Source organism: Actinoplanes sichuanensis (assembly GCF_033097365.1).
Taxonomy (GTDB): domain Bacteria; phylum Actinomycetota; class Actinomycetes; order Mycobacteriales; family Micromonosporaceae; genus Actinoplanes; species Actinoplanes sichuanensis.
On the sequence record NZ_AP028461.1, the window covers coordinates 11,714,525 to 11,738,899 of the forward strand.

At 72.4% G+C, this 24,375-nt stretch carries 19 protein-coding genes; 13 read left to right on the top strand and 6 right to left on the bottom strand.

Features of this window, described 5'->3' with window-relative positions; translation table 11 throughout:
* The first annotated feature begins 22 nt into the window (after nt 1-22).
* From rplT to pheT, 4 genes are all read left to right on the top strand, one after another.
* On the top strand, nt 23-415 hold the full coding sequence (gene rplT / locus Q0Z83_RS53675; RefSeq protein ID WP_317791283.1) for a 50S ribosomal protein L20: 393 nt from the start codon (nt 23-25) through the stop codon (nt 413-415).
* A 113-nt stretch (nt 416-528) separates the two neighbouring features.
* Nucleotides 529-1,302, top strand: coding sequence for a TrmH family RNA methyltransferase (locus Q0Z83_RS53680; protein WP_317791284.1), 774 nt, complete (start codon nt 529-531; stop codon nt 1,300-1,302).
* Nucleotides 1,303-1,523: 221 nt separating this feature from the next.
* Nucleotides 1,524-2,585: a phenylalanine--tRNA ligase subunit alpha gene (locus Q0Z83_RS53685; RefSeq protein WP_317791285.1), complete on the top strand. Its 1,062-nt coding sequence runs from the start codon at nt 1,524-1,526 to the stop codon at nt 2,583-2,585.
* Between the two features lie 4 nt (nt 2,586-2,589).
* Nucleotides 2,590-5,070 (top strand): phenylalanine--tRNA ligase subunit beta, encoded by a 2,481-nt coding sequence (gene pheT / locus Q0Z83_RS53690; RefSeq protein ID WP_317791286.1) that lies wholly within the window; start codon nt 2,590-2,592, stop codon nt 5,068-5,070.
* 50 nt (nt 5,071-5,120) lie between these two features.
* On the opposite strand, the gene Q0Z83_RS53695 is transcribed toward pheT, so the two are convergent.
* Nucleotides 5,121-5,678, bottom strand: coding sequence for a TetR/AcrR family transcriptional regulator (locus Q0Z83_RS53695; protein WP_317791287.1), 558 nt, complete (start codon nt 5,676-5,678; stop codon nt 5,121-5,123).
* A gap of 105 nt (nt 5,679-5,783) precedes the next feature.
* Here Q0Z83_RS53695 and Q0Z83_RS53700 point away from each other — a divergent pair, with 105 nt between their 5' ends.
* Complete coding sequence (locus Q0Z83_RS53700; RefSeq protein WP_317791288.1) at nt 5,784-7,187, top strand: FAD-dependent monooxygenase; 1,404 nt, start codon at nt 5,784-5,786, stop codon at nt 7,185-7,187.
* 35 nt (nt 7,188-7,222) lie between these two features.
* Here Q0Z83_RS53700 and Q0Z83_RS53705 read toward each other — a convergent pair whose 3' ends face one another.
* From Q0Z83_RS53705 to Q0Z83_RS53715, 3 genes are all read right to left on the bottom strand, one after another.
* A complete protein-coding gene (locus tag Q0Z83_RS53705) occupies nt 7,223-7,564 on the bottom strand; it encodes a hypothetical protein (protein ID WP_317791289.1) in 342 nt (113 codons plus the stop codon).
* A 37-nt stretch (nt 7,565-7,601) separates the two neighbouring features.
* On the bottom strand, nt 7,602-8,663 hold the full coding sequence (locus Q0Z83_RS53710) for a DUF3616 domain-containing protein (RefSeq protein WP_317791290.1): 1,062 nt from the start codon (nt 8,661-8,663) through the stop codon (nt 7,602-7,604).
* Between the two features lie 351 nt (nt 8,664-9,014).
* Complete coding sequence (locus Q0Z83_RS53715) at nt 9,015-9,773, bottom strand: GNAT family N-acetyltransferase (RefSeq protein ID WP_317791291.1); 759 nt, start codon at nt 9,771-9,773, stop codon at nt 9,015-9,017.
* Nucleotides 9,774-10,179: 406 nt separating this feature from the next.
* Between Q0Z83_RS53715 and Q0Z83_RS53720 the strand changes: the two genes are divergently transcribed.
* From Q0Z83_RS53720 to Q0Z83_RS53745, 6 genes are read left to right on the top strand one after another with little or no spacing between them, the layout of a single operon-like run.
* The gene (locus Q0Z83_RS53720) at nt 10,180-13,485 is read left to right on the top strand and encodes a DUF4132 domain-containing protein (protein ID WP_317791292.1); all 3,306 of its coding nucleotides are present in this window, start codon (nt 10,180-10,182) and stop codon (nt 13,483-13,485) included.
* Complete coding sequence (locus Q0Z83_RS53725) at nt 13,482-14,582, top strand: ATP-binding protein (protein ID WP_317791293.1); 1,101 nt, start codon at nt 13,482-13,484, stop codon at nt 14,580-14,582. Before Q0Z83_RS53720 ends, Q0Z83_RS53725 begins: the two co-directional genes overlap by 4 nt.
* The gene (locus Q0Z83_RS53730; RefSeq protein ID WP_317791294.1) at nt 14,579-16,939 is read left to right on the top strand and encodes a DUF5682 family protein; all 2,361 of its coding nucleotides are present in this window, start codon (nt 14,579-14,581) and stop codon (nt 16,937-16,939) included. Before Q0Z83_RS53725 ends, Q0Z83_RS53730 begins: the two co-directional genes overlap by 4 nt.
* Complete coding sequence (locus Q0Z83_RS53735; protein ID WP_317791295.1) at nt 16,932-18,047, top strand: VWA domain-containing protein; 1,116 nt, start codon at nt 16,932-16,934, stop codon at nt 18,045-18,047. The genes Q0Z83_RS53730 and Q0Z83_RS53735 overlap by 8 nt, the downstream gene beginning before the upstream one ends.
* Nucleotides 18,044-20,296: a hypothetical protein gene (locus Q0Z83_RS53740; RefSeq protein WP_317791296.1), complete on the top strand. Its 2,253-nt coding sequence runs from the start codon at nt 18,044-18,046 to the stop codon at nt 20,294-20,296. Before Q0Z83_RS53735 ends, Q0Z83_RS53740 begins: the two co-directional genes overlap by 4 nt.
* 25 nt (nt 20,297-20,321) lie before the next feature.
* On the top strand, nt 20,322-20,801 hold the full coding sequence (locus tag Q0Z83_RS53745) for a GNAT family N-acetyltransferase (protein WP_317791297.1): 480 nt from the start codon (nt 20,322-20,324) through the stop codon (nt 20,799-20,801).
* A gap of 76 nt (nt 20,802-20,877) precedes the next feature.
* Here Q0Z83_RS53745 and Q0Z83_RS53750 read toward each other — a convergent pair whose 3' ends face one another.
* The gene (locus Q0Z83_RS53750) at nt 20,878-21,603 is read right to left on the bottom strand and encodes a SanA/YdcF family protein (protein ID WP_378079116.1); all 726 of its coding nucleotides are present in this window, start codon (nt 21,601-21,603) and stop codon (nt 20,878-20,880) included.
* Nucleotides 21,604-21,664: 61 nt separating this feature from the next.
* On the opposite strand from Q0Z83_RS53750, the gene Q0Z83_RS53755 reads away from it, so the two are divergent.
* Nucleotides 21,665-22,546: a GNAT family N-acetyltransferase gene (locus tag Q0Z83_RS53755; RefSeq protein WP_317791298.1), complete on the top strand. Its 882-nt coding sequence runs from the start codon at nt 21,665-21,667 to the stop codon at nt 22,544-22,546.
* Nucleotides 22,547-22,796: 250 nt separating this feature from the next.
* Here Q0Z83_RS53755 and Q0Z83_RS53760 read toward each other — a convergent pair whose 3' ends face one another.
* A complete protein-coding gene (locus tag Q0Z83_RS53760; RefSeq protein ID WP_317791299.1) occupies nt 22,797-23,594 on the bottom strand; it encodes a class I SAM-dependent methyltransferase in 798 nt (265 codons plus the stop codon).
* A 71-nt stretch (nt 23,595-23,665) separates the two neighbouring features.
* Between Q0Z83_RS53760 and Q0Z83_RS53765 the strand changes: the two genes are divergently transcribed.
* Nucleotides 23,666-24,340 carry a winged helix-turn-helix transcriptional regulator gene (locus tag Q0Z83_RS53765; RefSeq protein ID WP_317791300.1) on the top strand — a complete coding sequence of 225 codons (675 nt, stop codon included), beginning with the start codon at nt 23,666-23,668 and terminating at the stop codon, nt 24,338-24,340.
* Nucleotides 24,341-24,375 lie beyond the last annotated feature (35 nt).

The window sequence follows — 24,375 nt, forward strand, 5'->3', positions numbered from 1 at the left end:
TTTCCTGAAGGAGTAACTAGAAATGGCACGCGTCAAGCGGGCGGTAAACGCCCAGAAGAAGCGCCGCACCCTGCTCGAGACCGCGAGCGGCTACCGCGGTCAGCGCTCCCGCCTGTACCGGAAGGCCAAGGAGCAGGTGCTGCACTCGATGCAGTACTCGTACCGTGACCGCCGTGACCGCAAGGGCGACTTCCGTCAGCTGTGGATCACCCGTATCAACGCGGCTGCTCGGGCCAACGGCCTGACCTACAACCGCCTGATCCAGGGCCTGAAGCTGGCCGAGGTCGAGGTCGACCGCAAGATCCTGGCCGACCTCGCGGTCCACGACGAGGCCGCGTTCGCCGCCATCGTCGAGATCGCTCGTGCGGCCGTCGCGGCCGAGGGCACCGGCGGCGCCGCCGCTCAGGCTGCCTGATGAAGGTTGTTCGCGGCGGTGGTCTCCACCGTCGCGAACAAACCTTCACTATCGCGTAGCACGTTTTGATGCCTCCCGATCTTCGGATCGGGAGGCATCGTCGTGAGGAGATCATGTTCACGCCCCGTACCCCCCGCATCGTCGCCGCCCGCCGTCTCCAGCGCCGCCGGGACCGGGACCAGACCGGCCGCTTCCTGGCCGAGGGTCCGCAGGCCGTCCGGGAAGCGCTCGCCGCCGACGCGGTGATCGAGCTGTTCGCGACCCCGGCCGCGATCGACAGGCACGCCGACCTGGCCGCGCTCGCCCCCGAGTTGTCGCCGGTCACCGACGAGGCGCTGGCCGCGCTGGCCGAGACCGTCCAGCCGCAGGGCCTGGTCGCCGTCTGCGAGCAGAACGACGTGCCGATCGGGGAGGCCCTGGCGAAGAACCCGCGACTGGTCGCGGTGGTCGCCGAGATCCGGGACCCCGGCAACGCCGGGACCGTGCTGCGCACGGCGGATGCGGCGGGCGCCGGGGCGGTCATCTTCGCCGGCGACGCCGTCGACCCCTACAACGGCAAGTGTGTACGGTCGTCCGCCGGCTCGCTGTTCCATGTGGACGTCGTCCGCTCCCCGCTCGGTGTGGTGGAACTGCTCCAGGACAACGGGCTGCAGGTGCTGGCGACAAGCGGCACCGGCGAGGACGACGTGGACTCCCTCCTCGATGGTGGGCAGCTCGGTGCCCGTACCGCATGGTTGTTCGGTTCGGAGGCCCATGGCCTGCCCTCTTCTTTGCTCGACGGGGCGGATCGCCGGGTTCGCGTGCCGATCTACGGTGGCGCCGAGAGCCTGAACCTGGCCGCCGCCGCCGCGGTCTGTTTATATGCCTCGGCCCGCGCCCAGCGCTGAGGGTATGCTGAGCCGCATGTCAGGTCGTCGGCTTTCGTTTATCCGGCCCGCTGGTCGCGGGCGCCGGATCTGACACTTCTGCGCGCAACTCCCTGACCGGCGGGCCGCGGCTCAGCCGTGCCTCCGTAGACTGTTCCAGCTTTGTCGCATCTCCGCGGCCTTCGCTGCGCTCAGCAGCGACGCCCCGATGGCAAATCCGGTGTTAGGGAGTTCGCCCAGCCATGTCCTACCGCAACGATCCGTACGATCCGAAGCAGGCTGTCCTGCTGGCACCCGAGTCGCTTGAGAGCGCCGTGGCGGAGGCCGAGAAGGCGTTCGCCGCCGCCGCCGACCTCGACGCGCTCCAGGCCCTGAAGCCCGCCCACCTCGGCGACCGTTCCCCGGTGTCGCTGGCCCGCCGCGAGATCGGCTCGCTGCCGCCGGCCGCGAAGTCCGACGCCGGCAAGCGCGTCAACGTCGCCCGCCAGGCCGTGCAGGCCGCCTACGACGCCCGCCAGGCCGAGTTGGAGGCCGACCGGGCCGCCCGCGTCCTGGTCGAGGAGCGCGTCGACGTCACCCTGCCGTGGTCGCGCCGCCCGCGCGGCGCCCGGCACCCGCTGACCACGCTCATGGAGCACATGGGCGACATCTTCATGGGCATGGGCTACGAGATCGTCGACGGTCCCCAGCTGGAGCTGGAGTGGGCCAACTTCGACGCGCTCAACATCGGTCCGGACAACCCGGTCCGCGGCGCCTCCGACACGTTCTTCGTCGATCTGCCCGGCCTGGTCATGCGCACCCACACGTCGCCCGGCCAGGTGCGCACCATGCTGGACCGGCAGCCGCCGATCTACGTGGTCAGCCCCGGTCGCGTCTACCGGACCGATGAGCTGGACGCCACCCACAGCCCGGTGTTCCACCAGATCGAAGGCCTGGTCATCGACGAGGGCATCACCATGGCGCACCTGCGCGGCACCCTCGACCACTTCGCCAAGGCGCTGTTCGGCCCGGACGCGAAGACCCGCTGGCGGCCGCACTACTTCCCGTTCACCGAGCCGTCCGCCGAGTTCGACGTCTGGTTCGCCGAGCACCGGGACGGCCCGCGCTGGGTCGAGTGGGGTGGCTGCGGCATGGTCAACCCGCGGGTCCTCACCGCGTGCGGCATCGACCCCGCGCGCTACAGCGGGTTCGCGTTCGGCATGGGTGTCGAGCGGACCCTGATGTTCCGTAACGGCGTCTCCGACATGCGCGACATGGTCGAGGGCGACGTGCGGTTCACCACGAACTTCGGAATGGAGTCCTGAAGTCATGAAGACGTCACTGTCGTGGCTGCGCGAGTACGTCGAGCTGCCCGCGGGGATCACGGCTTCGGAGCTGGACGCGGCGCTCACCAACCTCGGCATGGAGGTCGAGGGCATCGTCGACCAGGCCGGGACGATCCTCGGTGACCTGGTCGTCGGCCGGGTGCTGACGATCGAGGAGCTGACCGGTTTCAAGAAGCCGATCCGCTTCTGCACCGTCGACGTCGGCAACCCGGAGCCGCAGGAGATCGTCTGCGGCGCCCGGAACTTCGCCGAGGGCGACCTCGTCGTCGTGATCCTGCCCGGTGGGGAGCTGCCGGGCGGGTTCAAGATCGGTGCGCGCAAGACCTACGGGCGCAACTCCAACGGCATGATCTGCTCGGCGGCCGAGCTCGGCCTGTCCGGGGATCACTCCGGCATCATCGTGCTGCCGGTTTCCGACGATCTGGTGCCCGGCCTCGACGCCCGCCCGATCGTCGGCCTGGACGACGTGCTCATCGAGGTCGAGATCACGCCGGACCGGGGCTACGAGATGAGCGTCCGTGGCATCGCGCGGGAGCTCGCCACGTACTTCAACGTCGGGTTCGTCGATCCTGCCGCCGTGGATTTCTCGGCGGGCACGGCGGACGTTCCGCATCCGATCACGATCGACGACGTCGTGGGCTGTGACCGGTTCGCGGCCCGTGTCGTCCGCGGTCTCGACCCGAACGCGCAGTCTCCGGAGTGGATGCAGCGACGCCTGGTCCAGGCCGGCATCCGGGCCATCTCGCTGCCCGTCGACATCACCAACTACCTGATGCTCGAATTCGGTCAGCCGATGCACGTCTTCGACCTGGACCGCTTGCGCGGCGGCCTGCTCGTCCGGCGGGCCCGGGCCGGTGAGAAGCTGACCACCCTGGACGGTGTCGCGCGGGCGCTCGACGCCGAGGACATGGTGATCTGCGACGACACCGGCCCGATCTCGCTCGCCGCCGTCATGGGCGGCGAGACCAGCGAGTGGCAGGAGGGCACGGTCAACGTGCTCCTCGAAGCCGCTCACTGGGACCCGGTCATGGTCGGCCGGACCGCACGCCGGCACAGGCTGTTCAGTGAGGCCGCCAAGCGGTGGGAGCGGGGTGTCGACCCGGCGCTGCCGCTCGCCGCGCTGCAGAAGGCCGTCGACATCCTGGTCGAGCACGCGGGCGGTACCGCCTCTCCGCTGGTGCTTGACATCGACAACGTGGTGGCGCCGGTTGCGCTCACGCTTCCGGCCGAGGCACCGTCCCGCCTCATCGGTCTGCCCTACACCGGTGCACAGGCCGCTGAGCTGCTGCGCAAGATCGGCTGCGAGGTCAGCGGTGACGAGGTGCTCAGCGTCGTGCCGCCGACCTGGCGTCCCGACCTGGTCGCCCCGATCGACCTGATCGAGGAGGTGGCGCGGCTCGGCGGTTACAACGAGATCCCGAGCGTGCTGCCGCCGGCCGGGGCCAGCCGTGGCCTCACCCCGGCGCAGAAGCAGCGCCGGTCGATCGGTCGTGCGCTCGCCGAGAACGGCTACGTCGAGGTGCTGTCGTACCCGTTCGTGTCACCGGGCACCGCCGACGCCCTCGGCCTACCCCCGGCGGATCCGCGTCGCAGTGCGGTGCGGCTCACCAACCCACTGTCCGAGGAGGAGCCGTTGCTGCGTACCACGCTGCTCGGCCCGCTGCTCGGCACGCTCAAGCGGAACCTGAGCCGGGGCCGCCGGGACGTGGCGCTCTACGAGGCGGGCACGGTGTTCCTGCCGCACCTGACCTCGACCGCCCCGCCCGTGCTGGGGGTGGACCGGCGCCCGGCCAACGCCGAGTGGGCGGCGGCCAACGCGATCGTCCCCGAGCAGCCGTGGCACCTCGGCGTGGTGCTGGCCGGCGACATCGAGCCGGCCGGCTGGTGGGGTGCCGGACGGGCCGCGACCTGGGCGGACGCCATCGAGGCGGCGCGCGTCGCGATCTCTGCGGCGGGCATCGCCGAGGACCGGATCACGGTACGGGCAGCCGAGCACGCGCCGTGGCATCCGGGCCGGTGCGCGGCCGTCCTGGTCGACGGCACCGTGGTCGGTCACGCCGGCGAACTGCACCCCGCGGTGCTGGCCGCCCTCGACCTGCCGAAGCGGACGTCGGCCGCCGAGATCAGCCTGGACGCCCTGCCGGCCGCGCCGGTGGTGGACGCCCCGAAGATCTCGACGTTCCCGCCCGCGCTGATCGACGTCGCCCTGGTCCTGGACCGTGCGGTTCCGGCCGCCGAGGTGCAGGCCGCACTGTCCGAGGGCGCCGGGTCGCTGCTCGAGTCGGTGGCGCTCTTCGACGTCTACGAGTCGGCGCAGCTGGGGGAGGACAGGCGGTCGCTGGCCTACAAGCTGACGTTCCGTGCCCCGGACCGCACGCTCACCTCGGAGGAGACCATCGCCGCCCGCGACGCCGCGGTGGCTCTGACCTCGTCCCGGTTCGGCGCCACGCTGCGCGGCGCATAGTTTCACCCGGTGAAAGCCGGGCCGATGGATCTCCATCGGCCCGGCTTTTCTCATGAGGCGTCGCCGGTGAGGTATCGCTGGACGGTCGGGGCCAGCCAGTCGACCGCCTCCTCCGCGGTCAGGCCCACCACAGGTGGCAGCCGGAGGATGTAGCGGCACAGCGCGAAACCCAGCATCTGGGTGGCGATCAGGCCGGCCCGGGTGGCGGCCTGTGCGGGATCGGGGGCGAGCCGGGCGGCGACCGGGCCGACCTGCTGGGCGAAGACCGATCGCATCCGCTCGGCCGCGGCCTCCTTGGTGACGGCCGTCCGCAGCAGGGCCATCAGGGTCTCGTCGTTCTCCCAGCGGTGCAGGAAGTGTCGGACCAGCGCCGCGCCGGTCCGGTCGGGCGGGGTGTCGCCGAGGTCGGGTAGGCGCAGATCGAAATCGGCCGCGGCGGCGAAGAGCGCCTCCTTGTTGCCGTAGTAGCGCATCACCATCGACGGGTCGATCCGGGCGTCGGCGGCGATGGCGCGGATGGTGGCGCGCTCGAACCCGTCGGCGGCGAAGCGCTCCCGGGCGGCGACCAGGATGGCGGCCCGGGTGGCGTCGGAACGGCGTGCGGTCATGACTCCCACTTTATGCCAACGCCTGTTTGCCAACAACCGTTGACTCGATCTTTCCGGCGTGCCTATGGTTGCCAACAGTTGTTGGCAAACGAGTGAGGAGCCGTCATGCACACCACCGTCGCGATCATCGGAGCCGGTCCGACCGGGCTGCTCCTCGCCGGCGACCTGGCCCTGGCCGGAATCCCGGTCACCCTCTTCGAACGCCGGTCGGAGACGTCCAACCTGACCCGGGCGTTCGGCGTCCATGCCCGTACCCTCGAAATGCTCGACGCCCGTGGTCTTGCCGACGAGATCCTGACCGGTGGGGCCCGGGTCGAGCGTCTGCGCCTGTTCGACCGGATCCGTCTGGACCTGACCGGTCTGCCGACGCGCTACCCCTTCCTGTTGATCACCCCGCAGTACCGGATCGAGGCGGCCCTGGAGCGGCGGGCACTGGCCGCCGGCGCCCGGATCGAACGCGGTGCGAGCCTCGGCGCGCTGCGGCAGGACGAGGAGCGGGTCGTCCTGGAGTTCGACGACCGGACCGTCACCGCCGACTGGGTGGTCGGCACCGACGGCGCGCACAGCACCGTCCGCCGGTCGCTCGGCCTGCCCTTCCCCGGCCGGGCCGTGCTCACCTCGATCATGCTGGCCGACGTGCGCCTCGCCACTCCGCCCGAGGACGTCCTCGCGGTCAACGCCGTCGGCGACGCGTTCGCCATGGTCGCGCCCTTCGGCGACGGGTGGTATCGGATCTTCGCCTGGGACCGCCGGCACCAGGTCTCCGACGACGTTCCGGTCACCCTCGACGAGATGCGCGCGGTCACCCGCCGGGTCCACGGCACCGACTTCGGCATCACCGAGGCCCGCTGGCTGTCCCGTTTCCACAGCGACGAACGGCAGGCCCCGCGTTACCGGGTCGGCCGGGTGTTCCTGGCCGGCGACGCCGCCCACGTGCATTCACCGGCCGGTGGCCAGGGCATGAACACCGGCCTGCAGGACGCCGCGAACCTGTCCTGGAAACTCGCCGCCACCATCCACGGCTGGGCGCCCGCCGGGCTCCTCGACTCCTACCAGAGCGAACGCCACCCGGTCGGCGAACTCGTGCTGCGCAGCAGTGGCGCCCTCATCCGCATGGCGATGATGCGGTCCGTGGTCGCCCGTGGCCTGCGCAACGGCGTCGGCGCGGCGCTGCTCGCCCTCCCGCCGGTCGTCCGCCGGGCGACCGGCGTCGTCTCCGGCATCGGCATCGGATATCCGGGCGCACCGCGGGCCGCGGATGTCACCCTTCGCGGCGGCAGCCGCCTCTACCAGGCGTTGCGGTCCGGGCGGCACGTGCTGGTCACCCCCGAACCCCTCGTCGGGTACGGCGAACGCCTCCTCGTGGCCGTCCCGGAGGCGGACACCACCGAAGCGGTGTTGATCCGACCCGACGGCTACGTGGCCTGGCGCGGTCCAGTCGCGGACGCGGCGGCGGCGTTGCCCGCTTTCCTCGGCCCCACGCAGGCCGGTCACCCCGCCCGCGGTTGAGGCCGCAGCAGGCAGCGCGGCGACCGTGCAGGCGTTCAGCGGGGTCCGGCCGGGCGCAGCAGGCGGCGACCGTGCGGCCGTTCGGCGGGGTCCAGCCGGGCGCAGCCGGAGTCGATCAGCCGCCAGTCGCCGGATGCCAGCGCCGCGTCGATGCGGTCTCGGACGTCCTCGACCCGGTTCGGCTCGGTGGCGAAGAGCACACGCAACCGCAGCCGGCCGTCCACCGGCGACACCGCGGTGTGGTGTGGCGCGAGCGGGCACGGCGGCTCGTGCTCCCCACGCCCGCAGAGCGCCACGGTGATCGCCGCGCCGGGCGCGCCCGGATCGGTTCCGGGCGCGAGCTCCAGTGTCGCCTGATGTGCATAGACCTGCCGCATCAGACGATTTTCCGGCGGCCGGCGATGACCCGCCGGATCAGGGGAGTTTCAGGACATCGGCGACGACCGCGCCGTCCGCTTCCAGCCGCACCGCTGCCGGGCTGTCGTAGACGACGAGCACCCGATCGGTCCCGACCAGGCTCAGGCCCTCGGCGTGATCGTCGCCCTCGCCGAAGGTCAGCTCCAGTTCCCGGGTGATCAGATCGTGCCGCACGATCGTCGGCACCTCCGCCACACACGCGTCGTGCCAGCGGTAGATGCGCACCGGCCCGTCCAGATCCATCGTCGGCCCGGCCAGCACCAGCAGGTCGTTCCCGGCCGGGCAGAGATCCCGAACACCCAGACCTTCAAGATCAAGGACATGTTTGCGGTACGGCAACCCGTCCTCGAATCGGTGCAGTCGCAGTCGTCCCGGCTCGTCGGCCAGCACATACGGCCGCAGTTCCAGCACGAACGCCCACCCGCGCAGCACCGGCCCGCGCAGCCCGAGGAAGATCCGATCGTCCCGGACCGCGATGCCCTCGATGTCCAGCCCGTTGTCCTTACCCGGAATCGGCAGGAACGGCCCCAGATGCTCGTCGTCGCGCAGCAGCCGCCGAAGGTCGTCGCGGGCACTCAGGCACGCGGCCCGGTGCGGCACCCCGTCGACGGTCAGTTCACGAACCGGTGTCGGTACCCCGTCGACCTCGGTGACCGGCAGCCGGACCAGGATCTGCCGGTTGGCCTGACCCTCGACCCGGGCCAGCCGGCGCAGCGCTTTCGGCCCCTCGTGACGGTCCTTGATCTGCTTGCGGCGCAGACTGTGCGAGCCGACCGCCCAGAGGAAGTGACCGGTGCGGGCCAGCCCCTCCACGTCCGCCTCCTCGTCGGCGTCGACGCCGGGCAGATCGACGAAGTCGGCCAGCCGGAACCGTGCCTCCTGCCCGAACTCGACGGGCCGTTCCGCGTCGTCGGCGATCAGCCGCTCGATCGTCGCCGTCTCATCGCCCGCGATCCATAGCGCCCGCCCGTCGAGCCGAACCGCGGAGAGATTGGTGTGGGTGGCCGCGGCCTGGGACTCGTCGGAGAACCGCAGCCGCACCGTGTAGTCGACGGTCATGGCCACATCGTCGCACCGTGGTGCATCGGAGCAGGTCGAACATAGAGTCCTGTCACGGTGGCCTTTCGGGTCGATCATGCCGCTCACGGCCGGTCCGTCCCGGACCGGCCGTTTCGCGATCCGCCCTCACGCCTCGCGTCTGAGGTGCGGCGAGTGGCCCTACGCCTCGCGTCTCGCGTTCGGCGAGCGGCCCTCACGCCTCGCGTTCGGCGAGCGGCCCTCGCGTCTCGCGTTCGGCGAGCGGCCCTCGCGTCTCGCGTTCGGCGAGCGGCCCTCACGCCTCGCGTTCGGCGAGCGGCCCTCACGCCTCGCGTTCGGCGAGTGGCCCTACGTCTCGCGTTGAGCGCGGCGCTACGCCTCGCGGGAGATGTACAGCCGGTGCCCGGCTGGGCGGTAACCCACCCGCTCGTAGACCCGCCACGAGTCGTCACCGGAGGCCTCCAGCCAGGCGACCTCCACGCCCCTGTCGAACAGCCGCCGGGTGACACCCGCGCTGATCGCCGCACCCAGCCCGCGCCGCCGGAACGGCTCGCGCACGGCGATCCCGGCGACCTCACTGACGTTGTCGTTCGGCGGTGCGGCCTGGCCGCCGCCGACCCATTCGCCGTCGGCGGTGCGGGCACCGAGCACGACCCCGCCCCGGTCCTGATTGCGGCGCATCCGGGCCACCGCGACCTCGGAATCCTCGTCCGGCAGGTCACCGAAGGCCGCATTCTGCGCGGCGACCACTCCGGCCCGGTCCGGGTCCGTCGTCGGTTCCGCCAAGATCAGGCCATCCGGTACGGGGTACTCGTTCAGCCGATCAGGTGGGCAGATCAGGTACTGGTTGCGTTCCTCGACGGTGAACCCGGCCGCGAGCAGCAGATTCTCCAGTTCCGGGGCGCAACTCGTGACGTACTCCAGGCGGGGTTTGCGTCCCGCACCGGCGAAGGCGCTGATCAGCTCGGCGATGTCGGCCGGCGTGATCGGGACGCCGGGTTCCGGCGAGGCGTAGTTGATGAAAGGGCTCTCGGTGTCCGGGTCGAGGCCGGCCACGAACGGGCCGATCTCGAGAACCTTCGGCCGGGAACGGAGATTGGACACGACACAGCGCTGGATGCGCAGATCCATGATGAAGTAAGCCTTTACGAAAGAAGGAAGAAGAAACACCTGCGGGTGGACGTGTGACTACGCAGGACCGCCGCTGGCGGAAGAACGCTCAGCGACGGCCGACTGGCCGGGCGGCGATCACAGGCTTCACTTCTTTCGAATGCATCGAGTCTCGAACGGATCGTGCTCTGTCGCACGATCGCCCAGCGAGGCTTTCACGAACCCGTAGCCGCGCGCAAGCCGGTTCGGCGCCGGGGCATCGGCGCGGGCCGGCCGCCTGCGCGGCCCGCACCGATGACCTCACTCTGGTCCATCACGGACAGGAAGTCCATCGTCGTCTATGTGTTCGGGAGCCGTCCCGGATTTTGTCGGTGGGGGTCGTTAGGGTTCAGCCGTCGTCGTGGAACGAGACCTGGGGAGTGGCCCGGTGACCGAAGTGGTGAGCTCCGAGGCGTTCGTCGTGCCGTCGGCGTGGAAGCGGTTCGTGCTGCCCCGGCGGGGCGACGCGACCTCCGCGCCGAAGCCGCGAGCGGCCGACGTCGAGGCGGCCGGCGTGCTGCTGACCGCGTTCGACGGTGACGTCCGTAGTGCGCTGCGCCACCGCCTGATCGCGGGTGACCTGGCCGAGGCCGGGCACGGCTACCTGGCCGGCGGCCCGGATGCCACTCCGCTCGGTGCTGCGGTGGTGGCACGTGCCGTGAGCGGCGTGCTGCCCTGGCAGCGCCGTGACGAGCCGACCGTCTTCGCCGACCTCTGGCGGACTCGGCACGGCCTGGCGTTCGCTGCGGCCGCCACCGTCGAGCTGGCCGGTTTCCACCTCGGCTCCGCCCCGTCCGAGGCGGCGATCACCAGGTCCGTGCCCGACTCGGACGCCGGCGGGTTCGGCACTCGAATCGCGATCCAGATGGCCTATCAGCTGCGCCGGGCGGTCGTGGCCGCGTCGCCGGAGGATTATGCGGCGGTGGTCGCCGCGCTGTCCGGCGCGCGCGGTCAGGCGCTGGTTCAGCAGGCGCTCGTGTCGGTCATCGCTCCGGACGAGACGGCCTGGGCCGACGACATCTGCGCCCGGGCGGCCGAGCTGGGCGGCCGGGAGGCGCTGAAGGGTCTGCTGCTCACCGTCGTGTCGGCCGAGCCGCTCGCGTCCCGCCTGGCCGGTCAGCTGGCGGCCTGGGCGGTGCTCGCCGAGAACGAGCGCATCTACACCTTCACCGCCACGCTCGGCCCGGCCGCGGCCACGGCGCTGACCGGCTGGCTCGACGCCCCGGCCGTCGACGCGCAGGATCGGCGGAAACTACTCGGTCTGTTGGCCGCGGTCGGTGGCGACACGGCGCTCACCGCCCTGATCGAGCGCGCGAGCCGGCCGGATGTGCCGGCCGCTCTCGCCGACGCCGCCGGTCGTGAGCCGGCCCGCGCCCTGCGGCTGTTCGCCGAGGCGCCGGGCGCCGACCGGCTCCTGCACCGGCATCTGGCCAACCATCGGCCGCTCGCCGCCGAGGTGCGTCCCCGGCTGTCCGAGGAGGCGACGGCCCGGTTCGACGCCGCCCACGCCGTGCTGCTGGCCGCCGATGCCGACACGGCCGGTCCGGATGAGTTGCCGCCGATCCTGGTGACCCCGCCCTGGCTCGCCCCGGTGCACCGGGAGCCGCTCGTCGTCACCGGCCTGAGCTGCGACGATCCGGTGCGGGTGGAGTGGGGGCCGGGCGAGCGCGAGACCTGGGCCGCCGGCACCTGGGCCGCCCGGCACGGCGGCACGCACGACTGGCCCGACCTCGTCCGGAAACTCGGCACCAGCGCCTCCAACGGCTGGGATGAGATCGACCTCTTCCTGCGTGGGCCTGACGAGCTGACCCTGCCCCGGGTGGGCGCCTGGCGGCCGAGCCACCACTACGACGTCGCCGACTGGGGCGCCGAGCTGCTCGCTCGGTATGGTGCGGCGGCCGTCGCGCCGCTGGCCGACGTCGCCCGGCGTGCCCCGGCCGCCGCCGCGCGCCTGCTGGCCCCGGTCACCGGTCCGGAGGTCGCGCAGCTGATGGCGGGCTGGCTCGCCCGGGTGCGCTCGGTCCGGCCGGTCGCCGTGTCCTGGCTGACCCGGCACGCCCCGGCCGCAGCTCGGGCCCTGGTGCCGATCGCGGTGGGCCGGATCGGTCCGGCCCGCTCCGACGCCGAGGGCGCGCTGCGTGCCCTGTCCGGCGCCGGGCACGACAGCGAGGTGCGCGCCGCCGCCGACGGGTATGGTCCGGAGACCGCCGCCGCGGTCGGCGAGATCCTGGCCGTCGACCCGCTGACCGTCCTGCCCGTGCCGATGCCACCGCTGCCGGACTGGGCGAACCCGGCGGTGATCCCGCCGGTCCGGCTGACCGGAGACCGCGGCCGGCTGCCCGTCGAGGCGGTCCGCCACGTGCTCACCATGCTGGCCATCTCGCGGACCGACACGCCCTACCCGGGGCTCGCCCTGGTCACCGCCGAGTGCGAGGCGACCGATCTGGCCGAGCTCGCCTGGGCGCTGTTCACCGAGTGGCGCGAGGCCGGGCATCCGGCGAAACAGAGCTGGGCGCTCGACGCGCTCGGCCTGCTCGGTGACGACGAGACGGTCCGCCGGCTGGCCCCGGTGATCCGTGCCTGGCCCGGCGAGGGCGGCCACACCCGGGCTGTCGCCGGCCTCGACGTGCTGGCCGCCATCGGCACCGACGTGGCCTTGATGTATCTCAACGGCATCGCGCAGAAGGTCAAGTTCCGCGCCCTCAGGGAACGGGCCGGCGAGAAGATCGCCGAGCTGGCGGCCGAGCTGGGGCTCACCGCCGAGGAACTGGCCGACCGGCTGGTGCCCGACCTCGGGCTGGACGCTTCCGGCAGCCTGGTCCTCGACTACGGGCGGCGCAGTTTCACCGTCGGTTTCGACGAGCAGCTCAAGCCGTATGTGGCCGATGCCTCCGGGAAGCGGCTCAAGGCCCTGCCCAAGCCGGGAGCACAGGACGATCAGGTGCTCGCGCCGGAGGCGTACCAGCGGTTCACCGCGCTGAAGAAGGACGTCCGGGCGATCGCCGCCGACCAGGTCCGCCGGTTGGAGTCGGCGATGGTCACCGGGCGTCGGTGGACCGGCGCCGCCTTCCGGCAGTTCCTCACCGGCCACCCACTGCTGCGGCACCTGGTCCGGCGGCTCGTCTGGGTCCGCTTCGACGACGCCGGGCAGCCCGGAGACGGCCTTCGCCTGGCCGAGGACGGCAGCCTCGCCGACGTCACCGACGAGGTGGTCACCCTCGGCGACGGCGAGCTGGTCGGCATCGCCCACCCGCTGCACCTCGGCGGCGACCTGGCGGCCTGGTCCGAGGTCTTCGCCGACTACGAAATCCTCCAGCCGTTCCCGCAGCTCGGCCGCGGTGTGGACCCGCTCACCCGGGAGCGGGCGGCCGCCTTCGTCGGTCGCAAGGCGGCCAGTACCACCCTGCTCGGGTTGGAACGGCGTGGCTGGCGCCGCGGCAGCCCACAGGACGCCGGGGTGCAGGGCTGGTTCGAGCGCGACGTGCCGGGTGGTCTGCACCTGGTGCTCGCCATCGATCCGGGCATCGCGGTCGGTGCGATCGATGTGCTCGGCGAGCAGACCGTCGAGGCGATCTTCGTCGCCCCGGCCGGGAACCACCACTGGTTCCGCCAGGAACAGGACGACCGTATCCGTGAACTCGACCCCATCACCGCGGCCGAGGCGCTGCGCGATCTGACCGAGGTGCTCGCATGACCGCCACCACCACCGCCCACGTGCAGCGCCCGCCCGCCGAGGTGCGGTATGCCGACGAATTGGCCCGTCTCCGGGCCGCCGACGACGCGCCGACCCCGCCCGGCTGGGCGCTCAGCCTGCGGGCCGCCCGCGCGTTCATCGTCGGCGACGAGAAACTGGGTGTCACCCGCAAGTTCGTCGGCGACCCGTCACTCATCGACCGCGCCCTGGTCAGCCTCGCCACCAGCCGTGGTCTGCTGCTGGTCGGCGACCCCGGCACCGCGAAATCGCTGCTCTCCGAGCTGCTCGCGGCCGCCGTGAGCGGCGACTCGACCCTCACCATCCAGGGCGGCGCGGCCACCACCGAGGACCAGATCAAGTATTCGTGGAACTATGCGCTCCTGGTCGCCGAGGGCCCGACCGAGCGGTCCCTGGTCCCGGCGCCGCTACTGCGCGGCATGGCCCACGGGCAGGTGGTCCGTTTCGAGGAGATCACCCGTTGCCCGCTGGAGGTGCAGGACTGTCTGCTCTCGCCGCTCTCCGACCGGGTGCTCGCCGTGCCTGAGCTGCCGGGCGATCTCGGCATGGTGTTCGCCAAGGAGGGCTTCAACATCATCGCCACGGCCAACACTCGGGACCGCGGCGTCAACGACATGAGCTCGGCCCTGAAACGGCGCTTCAACTTCGAGACGGTCTTCCCGATCGCCGACTTCGACACCGAGTTGTCTCTGGTCGAAGCCGAGGCGGGAACCTTGCTGCGACGGTCCGGGGTGACCGCGCCACCCCGGCGTGACGTGCTGGAGGTGCTGGTCACGGCGTTCCGGGAGCTGCGGGCCGGCCGGACCGCGCGGGGCGACGAGATGGAGCGGCTGTCGTCGGTGATGAGCACCGCCGAAGCGGTCTCGGTCGCTCACGCGGTCGGCCTGCGCGGCTGGTTCCTGCGTGGTGATGCCGGCAGCACCACCGATCTGGTCTCCTGCCTGGCCGGCACCGCAGCCAAGGACAGCCCGGAGGATCTCGCGAAACTGCGGCGCTACCTGGAACAGCACACCTCGTGGCGGACCGGGCCGCAGTGGCGTGAGCTGCGGGACGCGCGCCGGGAACTGCCCGGCGGATGAGCCTCACCGTCATCGGGGTCCGGCACCACAGCCCCGCCTGCGCCCGCCTCGTCGGCTCGACGATCGCCGCACTGCGGCCCGCCTACGTGCTGATCGAGGGCCCGGCCGACATGAACGCGCGGATCGGTGAGCTGCTGCTCGGGCACGAGCTCCCGGTGGCGGTCTTCACCAGCTACCTCGACGAGCATCGGCGGCACGGCTCGTGGGCGCCGTTCTGTGCGTACTCGCCGGAGTGGGAGGCGCTGCGGGCCGGTCGCGAGTGCGGGGCCGAGCTGCGGTTCATCGACCTGCCGGCGTGGCACGAGGCGTTCGCCGACCGGGACAACAGGTATGCCGACGCCGAACTGCGCTACGCCGAGGCGGTCGATCGGCTGTGCACCGAGTTCGGGGTGGACAACAGCGACGCCCTCTGGGATCACGTCGTCGAGATGGGGCCGGTCGAGGAGATCGGGCAGCGGCTCGAGACGTATTTCGACCTGATCCGGGGCGACTCGGCGGCGGGCGCCTCGGACACCGCCCGTGAGGCGTACATGGCCGGGTGGCTCCGTGCCGCGTGTGCGGCCGCCGGGGACCGTCCGGTCGTCGCCGTGGTCGGCGGCTTCCACCGGCCCGCCCTGCTCCGCCTCGCTTCGCCGTCGGCTTCCTCCTCGTTCGCCTCCTCCTCGCCCCCTACGCCGGCCGCGAATCCGGCGGCCGGCGTAGGGGGCGAGCCGGGGTGGCCGGAGGTGCCGGCGCCGCCCGACGGGGCCACGGCCGGCAGCTATCTGGTGCCCTACTCGTTCCGGCGGCTCGACGCGTTCGCCGGCTACCAGTCCGGGATGCCGTCGCCCGAGTTCTATCAGCGGCTCTGGGAGAGCGGGCCGGAAGAGGCCGCCCGTTACCTGATCACCGCGGTCGCCGCGCGGCTACGGAAACGCGGGCAGCCGGTCTCCACGGCCGACCTGATCGCCGCCCGGGCCGGGGCCGAGGCTCTCGCCCGGCTGCGTGGCCACGACTGCCCGTCCCGGGTCGACGTGCTCGACGGGCTGGCGTCCGCCCTGGTCAACGAGGCACTCGACGTGCCGCTGCCGTGGGCGGTCCGGGGCACGGTCGGTTCCGGGCAGCATCCGGCGGTGGTCGAGATGACGGCCGCCCTCAGCGGTGACCGGGTCGGCCGGCTGCACCCGGACACCCCACTGCCGCCGCTGGTGCACGCCGCCACCGCGGAACTCGAGCGGTACGGCCTGGACCGGCCCGGTGAGCACACCGCCGACCTGACCGATCCACACGGCCGGACCGTCAGCCGGGTCCTGCACCGACTGCGGGTGCTGGAGATCCCCGGGTTCCGGCGTGACTCCGGGCCCGCCACCGGCATCGACCCGGTGCTGCGCGAGCAGTGGACGGTCCAGCGGCATCAGCACCGACTCGCGGCGCTCATCGAGGCCGGCGGCTACGGGCCGACCTTGGAGGCGGCGGCCGCCACCCGGATCGTGCAGCGCATCGACGAGGCCGGCGGCGACCTCGGGCGGATCGCGGACGCGCTGTTCGACGCCGGGCTGTGCGGGGTCACCGATCTCGGATCGGATGTGCCGGGCCGGCTCGAACGCGGCATCGCGGTCGCCGGTGACCTGGCCGTCCTCGGGCGGGTCCTGGCCGTCACCCTGGCCCTGTGGCGGCACGACCGGCTGCTCGGCACGGCCGGCAGCGAAGCCCTCGGTGTCGTCGTGGCGGCCGCCGCCCGCCGGATCCTCTGGCTCGCCGAGGGCTGGCACGCGCCCGGAGCACCCGCCGACCGGGCACGGATCGCGGCCGTCGTGGCGGTACGCGACTCGGTGCTGCACGCGGCCGGGCTGGGCGTCGACCGTACCGCCGCGGTGGAGATCGCCGGTCGCATCGCGGCCGACCGGGCCGCACCGCCCGACCTGCGCGGCGCCTTCTACGGCCTGGGCCGTTCCCTGCTCGGCGACGACGATCCGGCCGGGCTGTTCCCCGAACCGGCGGAAGCCGTGCGCGGCGCGTTCACCGGCGGGACCGCGGGCGACTGGCTGGCCGGGCTGTTCGGGGTGGCCCGCGAGCACGTCCTCGTCACCGGCGGCATCCTCGGCCTGCTCGACGACCTGGTCGGCGGCCTCGGTGCGGACGATTTCCTGGTCGCGCTGCCCGCGCTGCGGCAGGCCTTCGAATACTTCCCGCCCCGCGAGCGGGAGACGATCGCCGAGGAACTGCTGGCCCGGCGCGGGCTCGCCGGTTCGGGTCGTGACCTGCTCCGGATGTCGGTCGCGCCGCAGATCGTGGCGGCCGGGCTGGCCCTGGACGAGACCGTGGAGGAACGCCTGGCCCGAGCCGGGCTGATCACCGTGGGGAGGACCGATGACTGACGTCGGCCTGGAACGATGGCGGCTCATCCTGGGAGCGCCGTCCGGCGGCTGCCTCGGCGGCCTGACCGGGGCCGACGGCCGGCGTGACGCGGCCCTGGACTGGCTCTACGGCCGCGACGAGGAGCTGAGCCGCCGCGACATCCGCCGCGAGGGCGGCACCGGCCCGTCCCAGCTCACCACCGTCGACTGGCTAGACGACATCACCCAGCTGTTCCCGAAGGAGACCGTCGAGCGGCTCCAGCAGGATGCCGTCGAGCGGTACCAGATCGACGACATCGTCACCGACCCGGGCGTGCTCGAACGGATCGAACCCAACCCGGCCCTGCTACGTGCCGTCCTCCGGACCAAACACCTGATGAACCCGGAGGTGCTCCGGCTCGCCCGGCGGCTGGTCGAGGCGGTCGTCCGTGACCTCATGCGGCGGCTGGCCACCGAGGTGCAGCAGAGTTTCTCCGGCGCGCGGTCGCGACGGGCCAGCCGGTTCCGTCAGGCACGTGACTTCGACGCACGGCGGACCGTCCGGGCGAACCTCGGCAACTACCGGCCCGACGAGCGGCGGATCTACGTCCAGACGCCGTATTTCGCGTCCCGCACCCGGCGGCAGATCAACCAGTGGCAGGTCATTCTGCTCGTCGACCAGTCCGGGTCGATGCTGTCGTCGGTCATCCACTCGGCGATCACCGCGGCCTGCCTGTGGGGGTTGCCCGGCGTGCGGACCCACCTGATCGCCTTCGACACCGAGGTCGTCGACCTGACCTCGGACGTCAGCGATCCCGTCGAGCTGCTGATGAAAACCCAGCTCGGCGGGGGTACGGACATCGCGCGCGCGGTTCGGTACGCGGCTCAGCTCGTCGAGCAGCCACGGCGGACCATCGTCGCGGTGGTCAGTGACTTCTTCGAGGGCGGTTCCGAAGCCGGGCTGGTAAGGGCCGTTCGTGAGCTCGTCGAGCAGGGCAGCATCGTGCTCGGGCTCGCCGCGCTCGACGAGAACGCCGATCCGGCGTACGACCGGGCCTGCGCGCAGAGACTCGCCGACGTGGGCGCGTGGGTCGGCGCCATGACCCCCGGCGAGCTGGCCGCCTTCGTCGCGGAACGGGTGGGCCGATGAGCACCGGAACCCTGCCCGTTCGCGCCGACCTACGCGCCCTCGACGCCGACGCGCTGGCCGCACTCGCCAACCGTGGCCTGGTCAAACGCGCCAGCCGGGAGGTCGAACGGGAACCGCCTCGGCTGTCCGCGGACGGGTCTGCGATCGTCGCCGAGTTCGCCGACGGGGTCCGGGCCTCGCTGCCGGAGGGCGGCCTCGAACAGGGTCGCTGCTCGTGCGGCGCGACCGGGGTCTGCCGCCATCTGATCGGCTTGATCCTCGCCTACCAGGCAGTCGCCACCTCGGCCGTACCGTCTGGGCCGCCCGTCGACTCGCCGGACGTTGCGGCCGAGACGGAGTCCGGTGCTGCGGCCGAGGCGGTCGAGCCGGCCGGAGACGAGCCGCCCGGCGATACCGCAGCCGCCGCCGGCCGGGCGGAGCGCATCGCCGGCTCGCGGGAGCGCACCGCCGGCCCGGCGGAGCGCACCGCCGGCCCGGCGGAGCGCACCGTCTGGTCGCCCGGCGCCTTCACCGATGACGACCTGATCGGCCGGATCGGGGCCCGCCTCGTCACGGCGGCCCGCCGTGCGGAACGTTCCGGGTACACCGCCAGGGTCCGGCGCGGGCCGGTCCCGGTGGTCGAGCTCCCGGCAGCGACCGTGCGGTTCCTGGTGCCCAACGACCTCGGGTATGTGCACACCGACGCCCGGGCCGGAGTCCGTGACGACGTGATCGCGCTGGCTGTCTGGGCCTTCCGGGCCGCCGACGAGCAGCAACCGGCCGCCGACGACTGCGTGATCGACGTCGGGGGCTCCGGAGCCGGTACGACCACCGGTTCCGGTCTCGAAGGGCTTGTCGAGTTCGCCGCCGAGGTGCTGCGGGGTGGCGCCGTCCACTCGGGCGCCGGCCTCGCCGCCACGGCCGCGGGACACCTGACCGCGCTGGAACGGGCCGGGCTGCGGTGGCCGCTCGACGCCGCCACCGAACTCGCCGGGCAGCTCACGGCCTACCGGGATCGCAGCGCCCGCTACTCACCGGAACTACTCGCCGACCTGCTCGCGGAACTCTTCGCCAGGCACCGGGCGGCGACCGCGGACGGGGCGGCCGCGGCCCGGGCCCGGGTGCTCGGCTCCGAGGAGGCGGCCGAGACCCCGTTGCGCCGGGTTCGGCTGGACGGCCTCGGTGCCCGGGTCACCGCGATCGACGACGAACGGCGCATCGAGGTCTTCCACGGCCAGCCGGCCAGTGGTGTCGTCCTCGTCTCCCAGCGGCAGTGGACCACCCCTGAGGACGGCCCGGCCCTGGGGCGGAGGCGCATCGCCGGGACCACCATCGCCGCGGTGGCCGCGGGGACTCTGGTGACCGAGTCCGCGGTCCGCAGTGCCAGCCGGGCGGTCCGATTGAGTGCCAGCCGGGTCGCGAAATCCACGGTCACCGCCTCGAACGGCGCCTGGGACGGGCTTCCCGACGGCCTACTCATCCGCGACTACGCCCGCCTCGCCGCCGACCTCGACACGATGCCGCCCCGCGCGGTCCGCGCCCGGGTCCGCGCCGAACTGGTCCGGGTTCTCGCGATAACCGAGGTCGGTCCGGCCCACTACTCGCCCGGCGCCCAGCGACTCACCGTGGAGATCCGCGACAGCCACGGCAACACGGCGAACGTGGTCGCCACCCACGCCGCGGTCGCCCCGGGCCGCCTCGACGCGGTCGCCGCGGCCCTGGGCGGTCATCGTGGCAAGCCCCGCTACGTCGCCGGAAGCGTCCACCGCAGCGGCGGCCGCGTGGTGATCGACCCCTACGCGATCGCCGCCGACGGTGCACCGATCATCCCCGACCTGGTCACCGCCGACGCCTTCCCCGGTCTATCGGGCGGGGACGCGCCAACCGGGCCAGCCTCGGTTTCCGGTGGGGACGCTTCTACCCTGCCCGTTCCGGCCTCGGGTGGGCGGGGGAACGGTGCCGGGGGTGCCGATGCGCCGGCCGGTGTCGAGGTTTGGGACGACGACGGGACGGATGTGCTCGCGGCTGCTGTGGCGGCGGCCCGGGACGTGCTGGCGGAGGCGGCGCACACGGGCCTCGCTCACCTACCGGCCGCGTATGCCGATCGGCTCGCCCGGGCCCGGAATGTGCTCGCCCGGGTCGGGCTGCATCGGGTGGCGTCCGCGCTCGACGATGTGTCCGCCCGGCTCAGCCCGGACCCAGGCATCGACGCGGCGAACGCTTGGGCCGACGCCTACCTGCGAGTCAGCCTCGCCGCGGATCTCCTCTGAGATGGCGGCCACCGGAGGAGCCCCCGTGTTCCGGGACGCCGCGGCCACCGATCGGGACGCCATCGGAGTGTTCTGGCCGCATCCCGAGCGCGTCGACCGTCGTCTCGCGGCCGCCGCGGACGGTACCGAGACGTTTCTGGTGGCGGTCGACCCGGCGGAGGGGACGGTGCTCGGCACCGCCAGTGTCCGGTGGGGCGGCGGCTGTGACGATGCGACCCGGCCGTTGCTCTACGGATTGGCGGTTCGCCCGGAGCTTCGTGGTCGAGGGCTGGGTAGTGCTCTGATCAGGCATGTCGCCGCCCTCGTGGCGGACCGCGGATTCGCCGAGATAAGCCTTGAGGTGGAGGCGGGTAACGAGGGCGCCATCCGGCTGTATCACCGGCTCGGATTCGTGACCGCCGGTCCGCACCTGCACGTCTGGCGGTCCGCCTCGGCCACGGGCACCGTCGACGTCCTGATCCTGCACGGCCGAGCCGCGCGGATCCGGCCCACGCCGACCCCCTGACCGGGCGGAGACGTCCGGTCCGCGGAGCGGGGGTCCGATCCGTGGAGCGGGGCGTTCGGTTCGGCGGCGCGGGGTGTCAGCCGAGGCTGATGGCGTCCTCCACGCCTGTCTCGTGGGGGCCCAGGAAGATCGGGTCTCGGGCGGTCAGGACGTCGGCCGCGGCCTTGACGGCGGCGCCGTATTCGCGGACCTCGCCTCGCAGCCACATCGCCTCGTAGATGCGGACGCTGTCGTCGCCCACGCCGGTGGCTTCGATGCCCTGTTCGCGGCAGAGGGTGACCGCCCGGGGGAGGTGGAAGGCCTGGGTCACCACGATCGCCTGATCGACGCCGAAGATCTTGTTGGCTCGGACACACGAGTCGTAGGTGTCGAAGCCGGCGTGGTCGAGGACCACCCGGTCGGCGGGCACCCCGCGAGCCACCAGCCAGGACTGCATGGCGCCCGGTTCGTCGTAGGTCCACCGCCCGTGGTCGCCGGAGACCAGGATCGCCTTGACCTTGCCGTTCTCCAAGAGTTGACGGGCGATCTCCAGGCGCGCGGCCAGGAACGCCGAAGGCTGGCCGTCGTCGCCCACCTGAGCGCCGAGAACGAGCGCCACCGGGGCGGCGGGCACCGAGGCCACGTCATAGAGGTAACCGTCGGCGGAGGACCGTACCCAATGGGCGCAGCCGAGAGCGACGAGAACCGCGACCAGACCGCCGACCGTGCCCACCGCCATCAGACGGCGCAGCCGTCGCCAGGAGAGAAACGCCCGCAGCGAGGCGATCGTCAACCAGGTGGGGAGATGGGGGCGCTTCCGCATCGGTCCGAGGATGGCAGACGGGGTCAACCGGCCGGGCCGGGCTCAATGGCAGCATGTGGCCATGATCGATATCGCTCCTGACCGGGATCCGCTGGTTCGATGGGCGTTGCACGCGCCGGGCGCCCGGGTGTGGCGGCGACCCGGCGCGGTCGTCGTCGCCTGCGCGGACCTGTCGCATTGGGATCGCCTCGTGATCAACGGCGAGCCGGAGGCGGTGGCCGGGCTCCTCCGGGAGGCGCTGGCCGAGACCGGGGAGACATTCCGGCCATTCGGTACGGAAGAGTTGGTCACCGAAGTCGTCGAGCGGGTCCCGGAGTTGGAGATCAGCGCCACGTTCGCATGGATGGAGACGACCGAGCCGGTGGGGCAGCGCAGCCGGCCGACCGAGCAGGCCGGTGGGCCGGCCGGGCAGGCTCGGTCGACCGGGCAGGGTGGGTCGATCGGGCAGGCCGGCGGGTCGATCGGGCAGGCTCGGTCGGCCGGGCAGGGTGGGTCGATCGGGCAGGGCGGCGGGTCGATCGGGCAGGGCGGCGGGAAGATCGACCCGGGTGGCGGGCTCGTAGAGGCGGTGTGGCTTGCGGAGACCGACTGGCCCGAGGTGACCGCGATGATCAAGGAGGCCTACCCGGAGTCCTACGCCTGGCCGGGTAACCCCGGCGTGCGGCGCTGGGCGGGCATCCGCGGCACCGACGGTGAGCTGCTCACGGTGGCCGCGGAGGCGTGGTCGACGGCGGATATCGGATTCATGTCGGGGGTGGCCACCCGCCCGTCGGCGCGTGGGCGCGGCCTCGGGGCGGCCATCTGCGCGTTCGTGGCCGATGAGTTGCTGGCCGGCCGGGAGCGGGTGGCGTTGCTGGTGGACTACTGGAACGCGGCGGCGTTGGCCACCTACACCAGGCTGGGCTTCACGACCAGGCGGGTGGCGGCGGCCCGCCGCCGCTGAGAAACGCGGGAGAGGGCAAGGCCCGAGGAAGGGAACGGCCAGGGCGGAAGCGCGAAGCCGAAAGGGACGAGCGAAGCCGAAAAGGACGGGCAAGACCGAAGGACCGGCGAAGCCGAAAGGGACGGGCAAGACCGAAGGGCCGGCGAAGCCGAAAGGGACGGCCAAAGCCAAACGGTACGGGCAAGACCGAAGGATCAGCGAAGCCGAAAAGAACGGGCGACGCCGGGAAACGGTCGAGCCCGGGGCGGGATCAGGCCGTCCGGCGCGTGGTGTAGAGCAGATACTCCCAGTCCATGGCCCCGTCGCCGAGATCATGGCGTTCGGCGAGGGCGAGCAGCGCGGCGTCCAGTTCGGCGACCCGGCCCGGATCGTCGGCGATGTTGCGATAGACGGCGATCGTCGGCCCGTAGTTGGTCTTGAAGTAGTCACGGAACCCGGCAGCGGTCCGGAAGTGATCGACCCGCAGCGTGCGGCGTTCGAACGACACGTCGGTGACCCCGTCGCCGAACAGGGTCGCGAGGTGGGCCGGATCACCCCACAACGGCGGCGGCTGGGCGCCGGGCGGCGGCGGTGCGGCGTACGGCTTCATGGTCGCGAACATCTGCCCGATGAAGCCTTCCGGGGTCCAGTTGGCCAGGCCGATGACGCCGCCGGGACGGCACACCCGGAGCAGTTCGCCGGCCGCCGCGCCGTGGAACGGGGCGAACATCACGCCGATGCAGGAGATCACCGTGTCGAACGCGGCCGTCTCGAACGGCAGATCCTCGGCGTCGGCCTCGACCCAGGTCAGGTCGACGGGGGAGTTCTTCTCGCCGACGGCCAACAGCTCCGGGGTGAGATCACTGGCGGTGACGGAGGCGCCGGTCCGGGCCGCCGGGATCGCGGCGTTGCCGGTGCCCGCGCCGACGTCCAGGACATGCTGTCCGGGGCCGATGCCGGCTGCCTGGACCAGCGCCGGCCCGAGTGGCGCGACGAGTTCGGAGGCGACCGCGGGATAGTCGCCGGAGGCCCACATGGCACGGTGCTTGGTCTTCACGGTTGTGGTCATGTCACCGACAGTAGGGATCCGCGGGTGGCCCGGCCTAGTACACGATGTGTACCGGCGGAGGGAGACCACCGATGGGTGCGTCCTACGGGCAGTTCTGCCCGGTTGCGAAGGCGATGGAGTTGCTCGACGAGCGCTGGACGATGCTGGTGATCCGGGAGCTGATCGCCGGCGGCCGCCGGTTCAACGATCTGCGCCGTGGGCTGCCACGAATGTCGCCGACGCTGCTGTCTCGGCGGTTGCAGCAGCTCGGTACAGCCGGGGTGGTGCGGCGGCGGGAGTCCGGCGCCGAGGTGGAGTATGAGCTGACCCGGGCCGGCCTGGAGCTGAAACCGATCGTGGTGGCGCTCGGTGAGTGGGGCACCCGCTGGATCCCCGAGCTGGGCGACCGTGATCTGGATCCGAAGTTGCTGCTCTGGGACATGCACCGGTCGGTCGATCACGGGGCGGTGCCGTCCCGGCGGACGGTCCTGCAGTTCCGGTTCCCGTCGGCGCCCGCGAGAGTACGGGACTGGTGGCTGGTGATCACTCCGGCCGAGGCCGACATCTGTGACGTCGACCCCGGCCATGACGTGGACGTGCTGGTCACCGCCGACCTGCGCTGCCTGACCGACGTGTGGCGGGGCGAGCGCACCTGGGCGTCCGGCCTGCGCTCCGGTGAGCTGGCGTTCCAGGGGCCGGAGGAGCTGCGCCGCGCCCTGCCGGCCCGGTTCCGGCAGTTCGCGTTCGCAGCCGTCCCCCGGCCGTAGGAGAGCAGCCGTCCCCCGGCCGTAGCAGGGCGGCC

Bases quoted from the DNA above. Each gene is read 5' to 3' on its own strand.
- rplT (WP_317791283.1), top strand. From the start codon at position 23: ATGGCACGCGTCAAGCGGGCGGTAAACGCCCAGAAGAAGCGCCGCACC.
- Q0Z83_RS53680 (WP_317791284.1), top strand. From the start codon at position 529: ATGTTCACGCCCCGTACCCCCCGCATCGTCGCCGCCCGCCGTCTCCAG.
- Q0Z83_RS53685 (WP_317791285.1), top strand. From the start codon at position 1,524: ATGTCCTACCGCAACGATCCGTACGATCCGAAGCAGGCTGTCCTGCTG.
- pheT (WP_317791286.1), top strand. From the start codon at position 2,590: ATGAAGACGTCACTGTCGTGGCTGCGCGAGTACGTCGAGCTGCCCGCG.
- Q0Z83_RS53695 (WP_317791287.1), bottom strand. From the start codon at position 5,678: ATGACCGCACGCCGTTCCGACGCCACCCGGGCCGCCATCCTGGTCGCC.
- Q0Z83_RS53700 (WP_317791288.1), top strand. From the start codon at position 5,784: ATGCACACCACCGTCGCGATCATCGGAGCCGGTCCGACCGGGCTGCTC.
- Q0Z83_RS53705 (WP_317791289.1), bottom strand. From the start codon at position 7,564: ATGCGGCAGGTCTATGCACATCAGGCGACACTGGAGCTCGCGCCCGGA.
- Q0Z83_RS53710 (WP_317791290.1), bottom strand. From the start codon at position 8,663: ATGACCGTCGACTACACGGTGCGGCTGCGGTTCTCCGACGAGTCCCAG.
- Q0Z83_RS53715 (WP_317791291.1), bottom strand. From the start codon at position 9,773: ATGGATCTGCGCATCCAGCGCTGTGTCGTGTCCAATCTCCGTTCCCGG.
- Q0Z83_RS53725 (WP_317791293.1), top strand. From the start codon at position 13,482: ATGACCGCCACCACCACCGCCCACGTGCAGCGCCCGCCCGCCGAGGTG.
- Q0Z83_RS53730 (WP_317791294.1), top strand. From the start codon at position 14,579: ATGAGCCTCACCGTCATCGGGGTCCGGCACCACAGCCCCGCCTGCGCC.
- Q0Z83_RS53735 (WP_317791295.1), top strand. From the start codon at position 16,932: ATGACTGACGTCGGCCTGGAACGATGGCGGCTCATCCTGGGAGCGCCG.
- Q0Z83_RS53740 (WP_317791296.1), top strand. From the start codon at position 18,044: ATGAGCACCGGAACCCTGCCCGTTCGCGCCGACCTACGCGCCCTCGAC.
- Q0Z83_RS53750 (WP_378079116.1), bottom strand. From the start codon at position 21,603: ATGCGGAAGCGCCCCCATCTCCCCACCTGGTTGACGATCGCCTCGCTG.
- Q0Z83_RS53755 (WP_317791298.1), top strand. From the start codon at position 21,665: ATGATCGATATCGCTCCTGACCGGGATCCGCTGGTTCGATGGGCGTTG.
- Q0Z83_RS53760 (WP_317791299.1), bottom strand. From the start codon at position 23,594: ATGACCACAACCGTGAAGACCAAGCACCGTGCCATGTGGGCCTCCGGC.
- Q0Z83_RS53765 (WP_317791300.1), top strand. From the start codon at position 23,666: ATGGGTGCGTCCTACGGGCAGTTCTGCCCGGTTGCGAAGGCGATGGAG.